7 protein-coding genes are annotated in these 18439 nt (G+C 75.5%); 3 read left to right on the top strand and 4 right to left on the bottom strand.

The features are described from left to right. Positions 1 to 205: 205 nt before the first annotated feature. Together IH44_RS0121345 and IH44_RS0121340 are read right to left on the bottom strand one after the other, a co-directional pair. Positions 206 to 1465: an MFS transporter gene (locus tag IH44_RS0121345; protein WP_030461264.1), complete on the bottom strand. Its 1260-nt coding sequence runs from the start codon at positions 1463 to 1465 to the stop codon at positions 206 to 208. A 306-nt stretch (positions 1466 to 1771) separates the two neighbouring features. Next, positions 1772 to 3331 (bottom strand): cellulase family glycosylhydrolase, encoded by a 1560-nt coding sequence (locus IH44_RS0121340; RefSeq protein ID WP_051817146.1) that lies wholly within the window; start codon positions 3329 to 3331, stop codon positions 1772 to 1774. A 412-nt stretch (positions 3332 to 3743) separates the two neighbouring features. On the opposite strand from IH44_RS0121340, the gene IH44_RS0121335 reads away from it, so the two are divergent. Then, the gene (locus IH44_RS0121335; RefSeq protein WP_030461262.1) at positions 3744 to 4712 is read left to right on the top strand and encodes an acetylxylan esterase; all 969 of its coding nucleotides are present in this window, start codon (positions 3744 to 3746) and stop codon (positions 4710 to 4712) included. A gap of 84 nt (positions 4713 to 4796) precedes the next feature. Here the strand turns inward: IH44_RS0121335 and IH44_RS42945 are convergent, their stop codons facing one another. Together IH44_RS42945 and IH44_RS0121325 are read right to left on the bottom strand one after the other, a co-directional pair. Beyond that, positions 4797 to 5714, bottom strand: a complete 918-nt coding sequence (locus IH44_RS42945; RefSeq protein ID WP_051817145.1) for a hypothetical protein — start codon at positions 5712 to 5714, stop codon at positions 4797 to 4799. Between the two features lie 32 nt (positions 5715 to 5746). Continuing rightward, positions 5747 to 6265 carry a SigE family RNA polymerase sigma factor gene (locus IH44_RS0121325; RefSeq protein WP_030461260.1) on the bottom strand — a complete coding sequence of 173 codons (519 nt, stop codon included), beginning with the start codon at positions 6263 to 6265 and terminating at the stop codon, positions 5747 to 5749. Between the two features lie 329 nt (positions 6266 to 6594). Between IH44_RS0121325 and IH44_RS0121320 the strand changes: the two genes are divergently transcribed. Continuing rightward, positions 6595 to 14577: a non-ribosomal peptide synthetase gene (locus tag IH44_RS0121320; protein WP_051817144.1), complete on the top strand. Its 7983-nt coding sequence runs from the start codon at positions 6595 to 6597 to the stop codon at positions 14575 to 14577. Then, complete coding sequence (locus IH44_RS0121315) at positions 14570 to 18439, top strand: type I polyketide synthase (RefSeq protein ID WP_063759658.1); 3870 nt, start codon at positions 14570 to 14572, stop codon at positions 18437 to 18439. The genes IH44_RS0121320 and IH44_RS0121315 overlap by 8 nt, the downstream gene beginning before the upstream one ends.

The raw sequence follows: 18439 nt of genomic DNA, 5'->3' as shown, positions 1-18439 counted from the left end.
GGCCGGGGCGGGGCGGGCCGGGCCGCACCGGCGTCCGTCACGGCGCGGACGCCCGCGCGACAAGTCCCGGCGGCAGCGGGCCCGTTCGACCGGGCACCGCCGCGGCCGGGAGCAGCGAGCACCGGCTGTTGCCGTACGGTGCCCGCTGCTCCCGGCACCCCGGCCGGCGCCCGCGCCGGACGCGGGCCGGACGGGCTGCCGGGGATCAGGCGTGCGCGTTCTCCACCGCCCGGGGGACCTCCCCGCGCCGGGAACGCGCGACGGCCAGGCCGGCGGCGATCGCCAGGGTGACGACGCCGAGGACGCCGACGGCGCCGGCGAGGTCGCCCGCGGGCTTGGCGACGCCGAGCAGGATCAGCGGGCAGACGAACTCGCCGAGGAAGAAGGCGGTGTTCCACAGGCCGGTGCCGCGGCCGCGGTTGGCGGGGGTGAGCAGCGCGACGGTGCGGTTGATCAGGGTGGGCAGCAGCATGCCGGTGCCCAGGCAGTTGACGACGGCGCCGACGACCAGGAGGGGGACGTTCCCGGCGAAGGCGATGATGCCGAAGCCGGCCGCGCAGAGCGCGAGGGTCCAGGGGAGCAGGCGCTCGGCGCGGTCGGTGAGGCGGGTGAAGGCGGCCGCGCCGGCGACGGTGGCGGCGCTGGCGATCGCGGTGCACAGGCCGATGGTGGCGGGCGCCTCGGTGCCGAGGTCCTTGAGCAGGAAGGAGGTCTCGACGGGGATGGTGTAGAAGACGATCGCGCCGAAGAAGGTCAGCGCGCAGGGCGCCAGCAGGCGGCGCAGCAGCGGGCCGAAGGGGGTGAGGGCGACGGTGGCGCCGTCGGTGCGGCGGCCGGCCGGGCGCAGCACGGTGGCCAGCAGGGGCGCGAGCAGCAGGCCGACGGCGTAGGCCCAGAACGGGGCGCGCCAGCCCGCCGAACCCGCGGCGCCGCCCAGGGCGAAGAAGGCGGTGGCGGAGACGGCGGAGCATATCGCCTGCAGGGCGAGGTACTTCTCGCGCTGCTTGCCGCTCCAGTAGTCGCCGATCAGGGTGGTGCAGCAGGTCATGATGGCGGACTCGGCGACGCCGACCAGGGCCCGGCTGGCGATGATCGCGGGCAGCGAGTCGAGCCAGAGCGGGGCGGTGCCGACGATCGCGTAGAGCACGGTGGCGATCACCAGCAGGCGGTGGCGGCCGAGGCGGTCGATGATCGCGCCGGCGAACGGCGCCATGACGGCGAGGGAGAGCGCGGGGACGGTCAGCGCCATCGGGGCGAGGGCGTCCACGCCGGAGACCGAGGCGAAGTGGTCCTGGAGCTTCGGCACGACCGGGGCGATCAGGACGGCGCCGAGGATCGGCAGGCAACTGCCCGCCATCAGCAGGGTCACCGTCAGCCGGGGCCGGGCGAGGACCGGGTCCGGCGCGGGCACGTCGGTGAGCACCTGGTCCGGCGCGGGCGCGTCGGCGGGGAGGGGGGCGGGCATGACCGCTCCGTTCGCAGAGGAGTGGACCGCCGGCCGGGAGCGGACGGGCGCACGCGTCGGCCCGTCCCCGCCCGGACGGCGGTGGGGATGTCGGCACGGGACGCCGTGTCGGCGGGCCGGAGTGGCAGCCATCCTGAACGGAGTCGGTGGTCCCGGGGAATGGTACTGCCGATCGATTGTACGAATACCCGTCATTCGCCGGACGGATGACGGTGCGTTCGCTCCCGGGGCCGACGCGTGCGCGGCGGGACTACGGGTGACGGGCCACCGGCGACGGGTGACGGGTCACGGGTGACGAGTGACGGGTCACGGGTGCTGGGCCAGCAGGTGCGCCCGGTACCCCTGGCCGAAGGTGGCCGTCGGGGTGCCCGCCCAGTCGGTGATCAGGACGTTCCCGTTGCTGGTGCACACGCCCCACGGGTTCCAGGTCCAGGCCGAGTAGCCGACGCCGTTCCGGTCGGCCCAGGCCGTCACCTGGTCGATGTAGTCGTGGTCGCAGTTGTTCTGGCCGATCTCGGCGGCCTGGACCGGGACCTTCGCCGCGACCGCGCCGATGGTGGAGTCCCAGCAGGCGGTGGTGACGCAGCCGTTGAAGTTGTACGAGTGCCAGGAGGCGACCAGGTTGCCGGTCGGGTCGACCGGCCGGTAGGCCAGCCACTGGCTCAGGTCGTTGGTCCAGGTCAGGCCGCCGGTCAGGATCACGTTGGTGGCGCCGGTGGCGCGCACCGCGTCGACCAGCGACTGCATGCCGGCGACCGGGTAGCCGATGCCGGTGCAGGTGCCGCCGTCGCGCAGGCAGGTCCAGGCCGCGGTGGCGTCGGTGAAGCCGTTGGCGGCGTCCGGATAGGGCTCGTTGAACAGGTCGAACAGGACCGCGTCGTTCCCCTTGAAGGTGTCGGCGACCTGGGTCCAGAACGTCGGGCTGTACTTCTGGTCGGGCATCGGCTTCTGGCAGGTCGCCGCGGTGTCCGAGCAGCCCGCGCCGGAGCCGGTGTACTGGCCGTACGTCCAGTGCAGGTCCAGGACCACGTTCATCCCGTTCGCCACCAGCAGGTCGGTGTAGTCCTTGACGGCCTGCCGGTACGCGGCGCCGGTGGTCCCGCCCGACGGCACGTCAGCGGTGCCGAGCCAGCACTCCTCGTTCAGCGGGATGCGCACGGTGCGGACGTTCCAGGTCTTCATCCCGTCGACGGTGGCCTGGTCCGCCGGGCCGTCCCACATCCCCTTGCCCTGCACGCACGCGAACTCGCCGCTGGAGCGGTTCACGCCCAGCAGGCGGTAGTTCGCCCCGGCGGCGGTGACCAGGTGGTTGCCGGACACGTGCAGCGCGGGCGCCGGGCCCGACGGCGGCGGCGTGGTGGGCGGCGGCGTGGTCGGGGGCGGGCTGGTCGGCGGCGGGCTGGTGGGCGGGGTGCTGGGAGCGGAACCGCCACACAGGACGCCGTTGACCGTGAAGGCCGTCGGCGCGGTGTTCGCGCCGCTGTAGCCGAAGGTGGCAGCGGGCGAGACGGTGCCGCCGGACGGGACGCTGCCGTTCCAGGCCAGGCTGCTGACCGTCACGTCCTGGCCGGACTGGCTCCAGGTGCCGTTCCATCCCGAGGACAGCACCTGGTTCCCGGCGTAGGAGTAGCCGAGCGTCCAACTCGTCCACGCCGCACCCAGGTTGGTGATGGTGACGCTGGTCTGGAACCCGCTGCCCCAGTCGTTCTGCACCGAGTACGTGGCCTGGCACCGGGTCCCGGCCGCCTGCGCGGCCTGCGGCAGGACGACCAGCGAGGTCGCCGCCAGCGCCAGCGCGCCCGACGCGAACGCGCCGGTGACGGCGCGGGTGCGGCGTGATCGGAAATCGGGGAACACGAGACGCATGGAGCCCTCCTGAGGGCGGGTCGACTCCGGCGGAGGGACTTCCGCCGGAAAACGGGGGAGCGGCCGGCGGACGGTCAGCCGCCCGGCGTCGGCATCAGGGCCACGGTCGGCGGGGCCGCCGATCGCTGCTCCATGTGTCAACTCCGGAATGCCGGAAGATTCGACAGAATTCGACAGGACAACGGAAAGGGCGTCAGGAACGGCCGGCACTTATGCGCTTAAGCACGTGACGCACGAAATCCGCCCCGGCCTGACTCCGGGGGGAACGTAGGCTCGACCGGCAACCCGGTCAACCAGCCCGGCCGGCCTCGTGGGCGCTTCCGCACGTCAGGTCTTAAGCGCTTGAGTAACTTTCAGGACTTTTCGGGCCGGACATTGGCGCCGGCCCCGCCCTGCCCTACTCTGGGCCGCCATGGCATTCCTTTCCATGGACCTTCCGGAACTGCGGAAGTACCGACCCGAGCGGACCGAGCCCGAGGACTTCGACGCCTTCTGGGCGGACACCCTGGCCGCCGCCAGGGCCTTCCCGGCCCGCCTCGACACCACCCCGGTCGAAACCGGCCTGACCACCGTCACGGTCGAGGACGTCACCTTCCCCGGCCACGCGGGCCAGCCGATCAAGGGCTGGCTGGTGCGCCCGCACGGCGCCGAGGGACGGCGGCTCCCGGCCGTGGTCGGCTACGTGGGGTACGGCGGCGGCCGGGGACTGCCCCACGACCACCTGCTGTGGGCCAGCGCCGGCTACGCCCACCTGGTCATGGACACCCGCGGGCAGGGCGCCGGCTGGTCCGCCGGCGACACCCCCGACGAGGCGGGCAGCGCGGGCCCGGCCCACCCCGGGTCGATGACCCGCGGCGTCCTCGACCCGGCCGCCTACTACTACCGCAGGCTCTACACCGACTGCGTCCGCGCGGTCGACGCCGTCCGCACCCACCCCGGCATCGACCCGGCCCGGATCCTGGTGGCCGGCAGCAGCCAGGGCGGCGGCCTCGCGCTGGCCGTCGCGGGCCTGGTGCCGGACCTGGCCGGCGTGATCGCGGAGGTCCCCTTCCTCCAGCACATCCGCCGCGCCACCGAGATCACCGACGCCTACCCCTACAAGGAGGTCGCCGAGTTCTGCAAGGTCCACCGCGACAAGGTGGAGACCGTCTTCCGCACCCTCGCCTACTTCGACGGCCTCAACTTCGCGGTCCGCGCCACCGTCCCGGCGCTGTACTCGGTCGCCCTGATGGACGAGGTCTGCCCGCCCGAGACCGTCTTCGCCTCCCACAACCACTACCGCGGCCCGAAGCAGATCACCGTCTACCCCTACAACGGCCACGAGGGCGGCGGCTCGCACCACACCCCCGCCGCCCTCGCCTTTGCGGCCTCCCTGGTGTGACGCCCCCCGCCGGGGTGGCTTCCCCTCCGGCCCGGCCGGAGACGGCCCGGCCCGGTCCGGGAGGGGGCCCGAGGGGGAGTCCGCTCAGCTCTCGGGAAAGGGCGCGCGGGGGATGCCCGACGCCAGCCGGGCCCCCTCGTCGACCAGGGTGCGGGGGACGTGGAACTGCCAGTCCGGGCTCTCCGCGATGTCCTGCCACTGGGCGAGCGGGACGGGGGGCTCGGCCCGGGTGGCGGCTTCCTTGTGCCCGTAGGCGTTGATGGTCCCGGCGAACTCTGACAACACGAGGACGTCGCCGTCGGGGCGCCAGATGGCGACCTGGTAGCCGTACAGGCCGGGCACGGCGGCGTCGGTGGCGCTGACCATCTCCCAGCTGCCGTCGGCGAGGAAACGGGTCCGGCAGCTGAGGGGGCCCGGCGGGGGGCCGCTGGGGCGCTGGGGTCCGCTGTCGCAGCGGAGGGCGGTGTCCCGGGCGTCGGGGGTGCGGCCGCCGGCGGGGAACGGGCGGGTCTCCTTGCGCAGGGTGAGCTGGAACGTGGCCGTGCCGTGGCCGTCGTCGTAGCGGAGGAACGCGCCCAGCTCCTCGGCGGGGTCGTGGTCCGTGTACGGCTGCTGGTACTTGACGAAGGTCCCGCCCGCCGGAAGCCGGTCGGACAGCAGCTTGACCATGGCGTCCGGCGTCAACTGCGCGTCCGCGGGCAGCGCGGACGGGGAGGGCGAGGCGGTGGACGACGCGGTGGGCGAGGCCGTGGCGGAGGCCGGGGCGGCGGGCGGGGGCGGTACCGGCGCGCCCCGGTCGCGGAGTTGGGACGTCACGACGGCGGCGCAGAGCACGGCTGCGACGGTCAGCGACGCGCCGCCCACGCGCAGGGCGCGCAGCCGCTGCGCGCGTTGCTGTTCGCGGCCGAGCCGGGCGCTCTCCGCGACGATCCGGGTGACGGGAGGATCGAGGTTCTTGACGCTGGCGGCGAGGACGCCGGCGAGGTCCTGGTCGAAATCCACGGTGGGTCTGCCTTTCCGGGGTGCCTGGGGGGTCAGTTCTGCAGCAGGGCGAAGCGGTCGGGTCCGAGCAGCTCCCGGAGGGTGGCCAGCGAGCGGGAGTTGAGGCTCTTCACCGCGTTCACCGAGCAGCCCAGGGCGTCCGCGACCTCCTCCAGGCGGTAGCCCTCCAGGTAGCGCAGCACCACCGCCGCGCGGTTGCGGGGAGCGAGGTGGTCCAGCGCGGCCAGGACCGCCAGGCGCAGGGTCACCTCGCTCTCCTCGCTCGGTCCGTGCGCAGCGCGATCGGGGAGCTCACCGACCGGGAGCTCGCTGGAACGCCGGAGTCTGCGGTGGGAGATGTAGCAGTTCAGCAGCGTTTTGCGCGCGTAGGCGTCGAGGCCGGAGACCCTGCCGCCCCGGGTCAGCCGGCCCCAGGCGGGATACAGGTTCGACAGGGCGATCTGCACCAGGTCCTGGGCCTGGTGCCAGTCTCCGCACATCAGGTAGGCGATCTTGAACAGCTGCCCGGCCCGGCTGGCGGCGAACTCCTCGAAAGTGATCCGGTCGGACAAAAGAGGCTCCTCGGGGACGGAAGTCGGACGCTCCCGTACACACGACTCGAACCGCCTGCCGGTGTCACGCGCATCGCCGCCGGGGCTCCCACCGGCTGCCGGTTGGCGCCCGGGGCGAACTCGCCGACCCCCAGGGCCCGTTCCGCGAACTCCTCGACCTCCGGACCGGTCGCACCTGCGTCCCGTACGGTCCGTCCGGAGAGTGACGTGGATCACAGTTAAATTATTCCTTCGCGACGGTATCGTTTTTTCAGGCCCTCACGGGACGGCGACCTCTGGAAGGACACGACGTGAACCGGCGCCTGGCACGACACGGAATCCCTCAGCTGATGGCATCGGTGGCCGTCTACCTGCACCGGTGCGCCGGGCTCGGCGAAGTCACGCTCGGATCGGGGCGGTCGACGATCGAGCCGGCCTCCGGGCTGAGCTTCCGGGAGGTGGTGGCACAGCTGGGCGACGGGCAACTCCGGTACACGTTCGAGGAGTTGTGCCAGGACCTGGAGCTCGCCGAGGGCGACGGCGCGGACGTCCCCGAGCGGGTGGCCCGGCTGGAGCGGTTACTGGAGAGCCTGACCGCGCACCCCGACACCCCCGTCGGCCGGGCCGAGTGGCTCTCGCCGCCGGAGCTGGCGCTGCTGGAGGAAGCCAACGCGACCGCGCACCCCGTACCGGCGACCACGCTCGTCGACCTGGTCGAAGCGCAGGTGTCGCGCACCCCGGAGGCCGAGGCGGTGCGCTGCGCCGGGCAGAGCCTGGACTTCGCCGGGCTGGACGAGCGGGCGAACCGGATCGCCCGGCTGCTGGCCGCCCGCGGGGCCGGCCCGGGGCGGGCGGTGGCGGTCGCGCTGCCGCGCTCGACGGAGCTGGTCGTCGCCCTGCTCGGCGTGCTCAAGTCCGGTGCCGCGTACGTCCCGCTGGACCTGGACCACCCGGCGGGCCGGCTCGCGGCGGTGCTGGCCGACACCGAGCCCGCCGCCGTCCTCACCGACCGCGCCGGCGCCGCGGCGCTCGGAACGGCGGGCGCCGGTGCCACCCTGCTGCGGCTCGACGACGCCGCCGTTGCGGCCGAACTCGCCGAACTGCCCGACACGGGTCCGCACGGCACCGGTCCGCGCGACGCCGAGCCCGGCGCGGGCGTGCGGCCGCGTCCGCGTCCGCACGACGCGGCCTACGTCATCCACACCTCGGGCACCACCGGCCGTCCCAAGGGCGTGGTGGTCTCGCACGCCGCCATCTGCAACCGGCTGCTGTGGATGCGGCACGCCTACCGGATCGACGGGCACGACCGGATCCTGCACAAGACCCCGTTCGGCTTCGACGTGTCCGTCTGGGAGCTGTTCCTGCCGCTGATCAGCGGGGCCACCCTGGTCTGCGCCGAGCCGGGCGGCCACCAGGACCCCGGCTACCTCGCCGCGCTGATCCGCCGGGAGCGGATCACCACCGCGCACTTCGTGCCCTCGATGCTGCAGATCTGCGTGCAGGACCCGGAGCCCTGGCAGGGCACCGGGCTGCGGCGGATCATCTGCAGCGGCGAGGCGCTGCCGACCGCACTGGCCGCCCGGGCCGCCGAGCTGACCGGGGCGCGGGTGCACAACCTGTACGGACCGACCGAGGCCGCCGTGGACGTCACGGCGTGGGCCCACTCCGCGGCGGACACCACCGCGACCGTGCCGATCGGCCACCCGGTCTGGAACACCCGCACCCACGTGCTGGACGCCGCACTGCGCCCGGTGCCGCCGGGGGCCACCGGAGAGCTGTACGTGGCCGGCGACCAGCTCGCCGACGGGTACCTCGGGCAGCCCGCCCTGACCGCGCAACGCTTCGTCGCCGACCCCTACGGCCCGCCCGGCACCCTGATGTACCGCACCGGCGACCTGGTGCGCCGACTGCCCGGCGGCGAACTGGAGTTCATCGGCCGCGCGGACCAGCAGATCAAGCTGCGCGGGATCCGGATCGAACCGGCCGGCATCGAGGCGGCACTGCTGGCCCACCCGCAGGTCCGGGCGGCCGCCGTGCTCCTGCGCGAGGACCGCCCCGGCCACCCCTACCTCGCCGCCTACGTGGTGCCGGACCCGGGCGCCGAGCCCGATCCCGGGCTGTGGCGCGCGCACCTGGCGGAGTCGCTGCCCGCCGCGATGGTGCCCGGCGCGTTCGTCGCGCTCGACCGGCTGCCGACCACGGTCAACGGCAAGCTGGACCGTGCGGCCCTGCCCGCCCCCGCCGCGCCGGGCACGGGCCGCGGTACGGGCCGCGGCGCAGGCCACGGTGAGGGCCAGGGCGAGGGCCAGGGCCAGGGTGAGGGCCCGCGCACCGCCCGGCAGGCCGTGCTGTGCGAGCTGTTCGAGCAGGTACTGGGCATACCCGGCGTCGGCCCGCAGGACAGCTTCCTCGAACTCGGCGGGCACTCGCTGAGCGCGGCCCGCCTGTCCACCCTGGTGCGCGCGGCCGTCGGCGTCGAGCTGTCGATCCGCGAGCTGTACGCCCACCCCACGCCCGCCGCACTCGCCGAGCGCCTGGAACACGCGCCGGCCGCCCGGCCGCCGCTGCTCGCGGGGCCCCGCCCGGCGCAGGTCCCGCTCTCCGCGGCGCAGGCGAGCCTCTGGTTCCTGGACCGGCTGGAGGGCGCGGCACCGACCTACAACATGCCGCTGGTGCTGCGGCCGCGCCGGCCGCTGGACCTCGCCGCCCTGCGCTCCGCGCTCGCCGACCTGACCGACCGGCACGAACCGCTGCGCACCCGGCTGACCACCGTCGACGGCACGCCCGTCCAGCAGATTGCCGCGCCCGGCACCGTCCGCCCCGAACTGCGGGTGGTGGACTGCCCGGCGGCGGAGATCGAGACCCACCTCACGGCCGCCGCGCACCACCGGTTCGACCTGCACGACGACACCCCGCTGTGGGCCGCGGTGTACGGGAGCGCCCCCGGCGAGCGGGCGGTGGTCCTGGTGCTGCACCACGTCGCCGGTGACGGCTGGTCGCTGCGGCCGCTGGCGCGGGACCTGTCCACCGCGTACGCCGCGCGACTGGCCGGCCGCGCGCCGGCCTGGCAGCAGCCGGCGGTCCAGTACGCCGACTACGCGCTGTGGCAGCGCGAGCTGCTCGCCGACCGGGCGCCGGAGAGCCTGACGAGCCGTCAGATAGCCTTCTGGAAGCAGGCGTTGGCCGGTCTTCCGGAGCGGATGGCGCTGCCCTTCGCCCGTCCGCGCAACGGCGCCGCCACGGCCGGGCGGACCGGGCAAGTCGGGCAGGCCGGGCAATCCTGGCAGGCCGGGCAGGGCGGCAACCGCACGGTCCGGCTCGACGCTCGGCTGCACGGCGGGTTGCAGCGCCTCGCCGACGAGAGCGGGGCCAGCCTGTTCATGGTGCTGCACGCCGCGCTGGCCGCGCTGCTCACCCGCGGCGGCGCCGGGACGGACATCCCGATCGGCACCCCGGTCGCCGCCCGCAGCGACACCGCGCTGGACGACCTGATCGGCCACTTCGCCAACACGCTGGTGCTGCGCACCGACACCTCCGGCGACCCGGAGTTCCGCGAGCTGCTGGCCCGGGTCAAGGCGGCGGACCTGGCCGCGTACGACCACCAGGACCTTCCGTTCGAGCTGCTGGTCGCCGAGCTGAACCCGAACCGGGACGCGGACCGGCACCCGCTGTTCCAGGTGATGCTGGCGCTGCAGAACAACGCCGACGCCGAGCTGTGCCTCGACGGGGAGGCGCTGCGGCTGGAACTGCGGCACACCGCGACGGCGAAGTTCGACCTGCTCGTCAACGCCGTCGAGCGACACGGCGCGGACGGGCGGCCGGCGGGCATCGAGGTCCGGGTGGACCACCGCACCGACCTGTTCGACGCGGACAGCGCGGACCGGCTGGTCACGGCCTGGCAGGAACTGCTGACCACCGTCGCCGCCGACCCGGCCCGACGCCTCGGTGAACTGCCCGCGCTGCCCGAGCCGCCCGCCGCGCAGTCGGAGGCGGACGCCGGGACGCGCTGGGAGCACCTGGTGCGCGCCCAGGACGGCATCCGCGACTGCGTCGCGCTGCCCGACCCGTCGACCGGCGGCTCGACCGGCGGCTCGGCCGAGCCGGGCGTCCCGGTCGTGCTGGCCGTGCCCGACCGGGACGGCGCGGTGCGCCGGGCGGCCGAAGCGGTGCGACCGGCCCGGGTGGTCGCCGTCTCGGACCTGCCGCGCACCCCGCAGGGCGCCGTGGACCTGGCGGCGCTGCGCGAACTGCCGCTGCTGGACGAACAGTCGGCGGACGCCTGGGAGCGCGAACTCGCCGCGCTGCCCGGCGTGCTGTCCGCGACCGTCGCGCTGGAGCCGGACCGGCCGCAGCCCGGCGTGCTGCAGCTCACCACGAGCGCCGCGACCGCCGACCGCGCGCAGCCGGCCGACCGGGCGCAGCAGCCGCAGCCGGGCGCCGCGGCCGCCGGTCCCGCCTCGCTCAGCGTCGGCCCGCCGCTGCCCGACCCCGGCGTGGCCACCCTGACCGAGGCGCTGCTGCGGGCCACCGGGGCCGGGCCGCAGGCCGAGGTGGTGCACGTGCGCGAGGACGGCTCGCAGGTCCGGGTCGGCTACGCGCAGATGCTCGCCCAGGCCACCCGCGTCCTGGGCGGGCTGCGCGGCCGCGGCCTGCGGCCCGGGGACGCCGTGATCCTCCAGTGCGACGACAACGAGGACTTCCTGGCCGCGCTCTGGGGCTGCATCCTGGGCGGGTTCGTCACGGTGCCGTTGACCGTGCCGCCGTCGTACGCCACCGCGTCGGCCGCCCGCGCCAAGCTGGAGGGCGTGCACGGCATGCTCGGCCGCCCCTGGGTGGTCACCTGCGCCCGGCACGAGGACGCGCTGCGCGAGGTGCTGAGCGCGGACGGGACGGGCGGCGCGGGCGGCGCGGACGAGGCAGACGGCGCGGGCGGCGCGGCAGCGCCGAGGGTCGCCTCCGTCGCGGCCCTGCGCACCGCCGCGGCCGACACCGACTACCACCGGGCACAGCCCGAGGACACCGTGCTGATGCTGCTGACCTCCGGCAGCACCGGACTGCCCAAGGCCGTCCGGCTCAGCCACCGCAACGTCCTGACCCGCTCGGCCGCCACCGCCGCGGTCAACTCGCTGACCAGCGAGGACGTTTCGCTGAACTGGATCCCGCTGGACCACGTCACCGGCGTGGTGATGTTCCACCTGCGCGACGTGTTCCTGGGCTGCCGGCAGGTGCACGCGCCCACCGCCTGGGTGCTGGCCGACCCGCTGCGCTGGCTCGACCTCGCCGACCGGCACCGCGCCACCGTCAGCTGGGCGCCCAACTTCGCCTTCGGCCTGGTCGCCGAGCACGCGGCCGCGATGGCGGACCGCGACTGGGACCTGTCGCCGCTGCGCCTGCTCACCAACGCCGGTGAGGTGGTGGTCGCCGCCACCGCGCGCCGCTTCCTGAAACTGCTGGCGCCGTACGGGCTGCCGCAGAGCGCGATGCACCCGGGCTGGGGGATGTCCGAGACCTCCTCGGTGGTCACCGACTCCGAGCTGCCCGCGGTCCCCACCGGGGCCGAGGGCGCGGTGGTCAGCTGCGGTCTGCCCTACCCCGGGTTCGCCATGCGGGTGGTGGACGAGCAGGACCGGGTCGTGCCGGAGGGCACGGCCGGACGGCTGCAGGTTCGCGGCACCTCGATCACCTGCGGGTACCACGACAACCCGGAGCAGAACGCCGAGGCGTTCGACGCCGAGGGCTGGTTCGAGACCGGCGACCTGGCCTACCTGCTGGGCGGCGAACTGTTCCTGACCGGCCGGGCCAAGGACGTCATCATCATCAACGGCGTCAACCACTACAGCCACGAGATCGAGGCGGTCGCCGAAGAACTCCCGTACGTGGAACGCTCGTTCACCGCCGCCTGCGCCGTGCGCAGCGACCCGGCGGCGAGCACCGACGCGCTCGCGCTCTTCGTCCACCTCGCCCCGGGCCAGGACGAGGCGACGGCGCTGCGCGAGCTGCGCGGCAAGGTGACCAGGGAGACCGGGGTCAGTCCCGCCTACCTGCTGCCGGTCGCGGCGGACGAGATCCCGAAGACCGAGATCGGCAAGATCCAGCGCACCCTGCTGCGCCGCCGCTTCGAGGCGGGCGAGTTCGACGGGACGATCAACCGGGTCGCGCGCCTGCTCGGGACCGCGGACACCGTGCCGGACTGGTTCCTGCGCCCGGTCTGGCAGCGCACCCAGGCCGGCCCCGCCGAGCCGCGGCCGCTCGGCAGCGTGCTCGTCGTGGCCGGGGGAGCGGACACCGGACCGGCCCGCACGCTCGCCGCGGAACTGGCGGAGCAGGTACGGGCGGACGGCGGCCTGTGCACCGTGGTGACCTGGGCCGACGGCCCGGTCCGGCGCAGCGCCGCGGACTACGGCCTGCGCCCCGACGCCACCGAGGACTGGAACGCGCTGCTGGCCCAGCTGGCGGCGGACGGCCGGGCCCCGGAGGCCGTCGTGCACCTGGGCGCCCTCGACGCGGACCGGGAGCCGGCCGACCAGGCCGCCCTGCACCGGGCCCAGCGCGGCGGCGCCGACAGCCTGCTGTGCCTCGCCAAGGCGCTGGCCGAGCGGGTCGAACGGGGCGAGCGGGGCGGGCCGGTCACCGTACAGCTGGTGACCGCCGGCGGCTGGGCGGTCCGGGAGGGCGAGCAGCCCGGGTTCGTGCACGCCACGGCGGGCGGCCTGCTGAAGAGCCTGACGGCCGAACTGCCGTGGCTGACCGGCAGTCAGGTCGACCTGGAGGCGGGCAACGAGGCGGGCAGCGAGGCGGACAGCACGTCGGCCCGGCTCCTGCTCGCGGAGCTGCGAACCGCCGCGACCGGTGCCGGCACCGACAGCGAGGTCGCGTTCCGCGGCGGCCGGCGCTGGGTGCGCCGACTGGCGCCGGTGGACGGGCCGCTGCCGCCGGTCCCCGCCCGGCTGCCCGGCGCACCGGACGGCTTCCAGGTGATCAGCGGTGGTCTCGGCGGGTTGTCCGGCGTGATCGCCGAACACCTGCTGGCCATCCCGGGCGCCCGGCTGCTGCTGCTGGGCCGGACCGTGCTGCCCGCGGAGGACGAGTGGGACGCGCAGATCGCGGCCGGCTCCGAGCTCGGCCGGCGGCTGGCCACCTACCGCCGGCTGCGCGAACTCGGCGAGGTCCGCTACCGGGCCACCGACGTGACGGACGAGGCGCAGGTCCGGTCGGCGCTCGCGCGGGCGGCCGAGGACTGGGGCGTGCCGCTCGCCTCGGTCCTCCACCTGGCCGGGCGGTTCGACCAGCGCCCGGCGGTGGAGTACACCGTCGCCGAGTGGCGGGCGGCGCTGGCCGCCAAGGTCACCGGCGGCTGGGTGCTCGCCCGGGTGGCCGCCGAGCAGCCCGGCGCGGCGTTCGTCGCGTTCTCCTCCGTCAACGGGTTCTTCGGCGGAGCGTTCAGCGGCGCGTACTCGGCCGCGAACGCCTTCCTCGACGCGCTGGCCGGGCACCAGCGGCTCGCCGGACGCGTCGACGCCCGCAGCCTGGCCTGGAGCCGCTGGGACGAGCTGGGGATGAGCCGCGGCACCGGCCTGGCCGCCCTGACCGAGGCCCGCGGCTACCGGACGGTGCGCCCGGCCGACGGCCTGCGGAGCCTCCGGGCCGCGCTCGTCCTGGACGAGCCGCACCTGCTGATCGGCGCGGACCGCGGTGCGCCCTGGGTGGGCAGCCGGGTGGTCGCCCCGGCCCGCCCGCTGCACCGGCTCGCGGCCGAGGTCGCGCTGGCCGGGGGCACCGACCTCGGGGCCCTGCACGCCGCCGCGGCGAGCGCGGCCGAGCGGGTCGGCACCGGGGACCGCTGGGTGCTGCGCACGGCCGGAACGAGGCCGGCCCAGACCCCCGGGGACGCCGGACCGGCCCGCCACGACCGGGACCGCGACCACGACCAGGGCCGCGACCACGACCGCGACCGGCAGCGCGCGCTGGAGCAGGAGTTGGCCGCGATCTGGGGCCGGGTGCTCGGCACCGACCGGGTCGGCGTGCTGGACAACTTCTTCGACCTGGGCGGCAGTTCGCTGCTGCTGGCCAAGGTGCAGGCACTGGTCAACGCCCGGTTCGGCAGCGAGCTCACGGTCGTCGACCTGTTCGGCCACCCCACGGTGCGCGCGCTCGCCGCCCACCTGGCCGCCGTCGGCCGCCCGACCGCGGAGAGCATCCAGTCACCGGCCGCCCAGCCTCCGGCCACCGAGCCTCCGACGACCCCGGGCCGGCGCGCCCGTGACCGGGCCGCCCGCAGGGCCGCCGGCCTCACCCGCCGCCCGCTCGCCACCGAAGGGAACGCACGTGTCTGAGCACACCGCCCGCACCGAAGAGGCGGGCGACTTCGAGATCGCCGTCGTCGGCCTGGCCGCCCGGCTGCCCGGCGCCGCTACCGCGGCCGAGTTCTGGAACCTGCTCGCGGAGGGCCGGGAGGCCGCCCGGACGATCAGCGACGAGGAGTTCCTGGCCGCGGGCGGCGATCCGGCCGACCTCGACGACCCCTCCCTGGTCCGCCGGGTCTCGATGGTCGACGGCTTCGACCGGTTCGACGCCGAGTTCTTCGGCTTCAGCCCGGCCGACGCCGAACTCCTCGACCCGCAGCAGCGGTTGCTGCTGGAGAGCGCCTACCACGCGCTGGAGGACGCGGGCTACCCGGTGCTGCCCGAGGAGCAGGTGGTGGGCGTGTACGCGGGAGCGGACGACAGCCACTACTACCCGGCCCACGTCCACCCGCTGTTCGCCGGCCGCCCCTCCTCGATCGAGGCGACGCACGCCGCGATCAGCAACTCGCTGGGCTCGCTCGCCACCCGGATCTCCTACGAACTCGGCCTGACCGGCCCCAGCATGACCGTCCAGACCACCTGTTCCACCGGGCTGGTGGCGATCCACACCGCCTGCCAGGAACTGCTCGGGCTGCGCTGCGACCTCGCGGTGGCCGCCGCCGCGAGCATCAACCCGGCCGGCCTGCTCGGCTACCGGTACGTGCCGGACGGGCCGTTCTCCCCGGACGGCCGGGTCCGCGCCTTCGACGCGGACGCCCGGGGCACCGCCGACGGGAGCGGGGTGGGCGTGGTCGTCCTCAAGCGGCTCGCCGACGCGGTGGCCGACGGCGACCGGATCCGGGCCGTCATCAAGGGCTCGGCGGTCAACAACGACGGCCGCCGCAAGGTGGGGTTCACCGCGCCGAGCGTCGAGGGGCAGCTGGAGGTGATCCTGGAGGCGCAGGCCGTCGCCGGGGTCGCCGCGGATTCGATCGGCTACGTGGAGGCGCACGGCACCGGCACCGCGCTCGGCGACCCGATCGAGGTCGCCGCGCTGACCGGGGCGTTCCGCGAGAGCACCGACCGCCGGCAGTACTGCGCGCTCGGGTCGGCGAAGACCAACATCGGCCACCTGGGCGCGGCCGCCGGGATGGCGGGCTTCATCAAGACCGTGCTGGCCCTGGAGCACCGGGCGATCCCGCCGAACCTGCACTTCGAGCGGCCGAACCCGCTGATCGACTTCGCGTCGAGCCCGTTCCGGGTGCCCACCTCCCTGGAGCCGTGGGAGCGCGACGGCGGGCCGCGCCGCGCCGCCGTCAGCGCGTTCGGCGTCGGCGGGACCAACGCGCACGTGGTGCTGGAGGAGGCCCCCGAGCCGCCACGGCCCGAGGCCGGGGAACCGCCACGGCCCGCAGCCGGCGCGGAGGACGGCCGCTGGCGGGTGCTGCCGCTGTCGGCCCGCACCCCCGGCGCGCTGCGCCGGATCGGCGAGCAGCTGGCCGACCGGCTCGCCCGGGACCCCGCGCCGGCGCTCGGCGACGTGGCCCACACGCTGCGCGCCCACCGCCCCCAACTGCCCTACCGGGCCGCGGTGGTGGCCTCCCGCACCGAGGACGCCGCGCGGCTGCTGGCCGGCCCGCTGCCGTCGTCCGACCGGGTGCAGCCCGGCCGGGTGCCCCCGGTCGCGTTCCTGCTGCCCGGCGGCGGCACCCAGTACGTCGGCATGGGCGCCGGCCTCTACCGGGACGTGCCGGTCTACCGCGCCGCGATCGACGCCTGCGCCGAGATCCTGCGGCCGCACCTGGGCCACGACCTGCGCGACGACCTGTACCGGCACACCGAGCCCGGCAGTGCGGAGGCCTTCCTGTCGCTGGTCGCCACCCAGTACGCGCTGGCCCGCACGCTGACGGCGCACGGCGTGCAGCCCGACGCCTTCCTCGGGCACTCGCTCGGCGAGTACACGGCAGCGTGCCTGGCCGGGGTGCTGTCGCTGGAGGAGATGCTGCCGCTGGTCGCCACCCGGCTGCGGCTCATCATCGCCGCCGGCGGCGCGACCACCAGCGTGGCGCTCGGCGAGCCGGAACTGCGCGGCTACCTGACCGAGGAGCTGTCGCTGGCCGCCGTCAACGGCCCGCACGCCTGCACGGTGGCCGGCCGGGCGGCAGCGATCGCCGACCTGGAGGCCAAGCTGACCGCCGACGCCGTGACGTACCGCCGGCTGCGGATGCCGGCCGCCGCCCACTCGCTGGTGCTCGACCCGGTGCTGGAGTCCTTCGCGGCCGCCCTGGACGGCGTCACGCTGCACCGGCCGCACACGCCGTACGTCACCAACGTCACCGGCGACTGGATCACCGACGACCAGGCCGTCGACCGCCGGCACTGGATCGCCCACACCCGCCGCACCGTGCGGTTCGCCGACGGTGTCGCGCGCCTGTGGCAGCGGGACGCCCCGCTGCTGGTGGAGGTCGGCCCCGGGCAGGTGCTGGGAACGCTGGCACAGACCGTGCTGGACGACCCGGCGGCGGTGGCCATGGCGACCATGCGGCACGCCAGGGCGGAGCGTCCGGACGGCCAGGTGTTCGCCGAGACGCTCGGGCGGCTGTGGAGCGCCGGGGTGCCGGTCGACCTGGCGGGCGGGGAGGGCGGCGGCCGCCGGGTGCCGCTGCCGGCCTACCCGTTCGAGCGCCGCAGGCACTGGATCCCCGCGGCCCGGGCGGCCACGGCCCCGACCGCGACGACCCGCCCCGCCCCGACGGCCGACCAGCCGAACCAGCCGAATCAGCCGGATGAGCCGGGTCAGCCGCTGTCGGGCCGCACCCCCCGCCCGCTGCTCGCCGCCGCCTACCTCGCGCCGCGGACCGACCTGGAGCGTGCGGTGACCGCGCACTGGGAGGAGGTCCTCAAGGTGGCCGGGATCGGCGTCGAGGACAACTTCTTCGACCTCGGCGGCGACTCGATGCGGGCCGTCCTGCTCACCAGCCGCCTGCGCGGCGCCGGTGTGCTGGACGTCCCCGTCACCCGGCTGCTGGCCGCCCCCACGGTCCGCGCCCTGGTCGCGCAGGCCCGGCCCGCCGACCCGTCCGAGAACGGCGCGTTCGCTCCCGTGCTGGCGCTGCGCGCCGACGGCAGCCGCCGCCCGCTGTTCTGCGTGCACCCCAGCATCGGGACCGCCTGGTGCTACACCGCGCTGCTGCCCCGGCTCGGGCCCGACCAGCCGGTGTACGGGCTGCAGGCGCGCGGGCTGGACGGCCGCGAACCGGTGGCCGAGGGCGCCGCCGCGATGGTCGCGGACTGCCTCGCCCGGGTGCGGGCCGTCCAGCCGCACGGCCCGTACCGCCTGCTCGGGGGCTCCTACGGCGGCGTCGTGGCGCACGCGGTGGCCACCGAACTGCGGCGCGGGGGCGAGCAGGTGGAGCTGCTGGCGATGATGGACACCCCGCTGCCCGAGACCCTGGCGGCGCTCGCGGTGCCCGGCCAGGAGGAGGCCGAGCGGCTGGTGGCGGCGATCCTCGGCGGGGACGGCTCCGGGCTGCCCGTCGGCGCCGAGGACGCGCGAGCGATGGCCCGGGTCTTCGCCAACAACCTGGCGATCTCCGGCGGCTTCGCGCTCCGGGAGTTCGACGGCGAGCTGCTGTTCTTCACCGCCGCCGGCCCGGGCGCCGTCCCCGAGGGCCTGCCCGAGTCCGCGCGGGCGGCGGACGCCCAGCCGCTGGCCGCGGCCTGGCAGCGGTACGCCTCCGCGGCCGTGCAGGACCACCGACTGCCGTGCGGCCACTACGAGATGACCCGCCCCGAACACATCGCCCGGGTCGGCGAGGTGCTGGCCACCGCGCTCGCCCGTCTCGACGGAACCCACCGCCCCGACGACCCCCGCCACTCCGACGACCACGACGGCTCCGACCGGAAGGACTGA

Source organism: Kitasatospora sp. NRRL B-11411 (genome assembly GCF_000721345.1).
Classification (GTDB): domain Bacteria; phylum Actinomycetota; class Actinomycetes; order Streptomycetales; family Streptomycetaceae; genus Kitasatospora; species Kitasatospora cineracea.
Note: the sequence above shows the minus strand (reverse complement) of the source record. Positions and strands in the feature narration are given on the sequence as shown.

Bases quoted from the DNA above. Each gene is read 5' to 3' on its own strand.
- IH44_RS0121345 (WP_030461264.1), bottom strand. From the start codon at position 1,465: ATGCCCGCCCCCCTCCCCGCCGACGCGCCCGCGCCGGACCAGGTGCTC.
- IH44_RS0121340 (WP_051817146.1), bottom strand. From the start codon at position 3,331: ATGCGTCTCGTGTTCCCCGATTTCCGATCACGCCGCACCCGCGCCGTC.
- IH44_RS0121335 (WP_030461262.1), top strand. From the start codon at position 3,744: ATGGCATTCCTTTCCATGGACCTTCCGGAACTGCGGAAGTACCGACCC.
- IH44_RS0121320 (WP_051817144.1), top strand. From the start codon at position 6,595: ATGGCATCGGTGGCCGTCTACCTGCACCGGTGCGCCGGGCTCGGCGAA.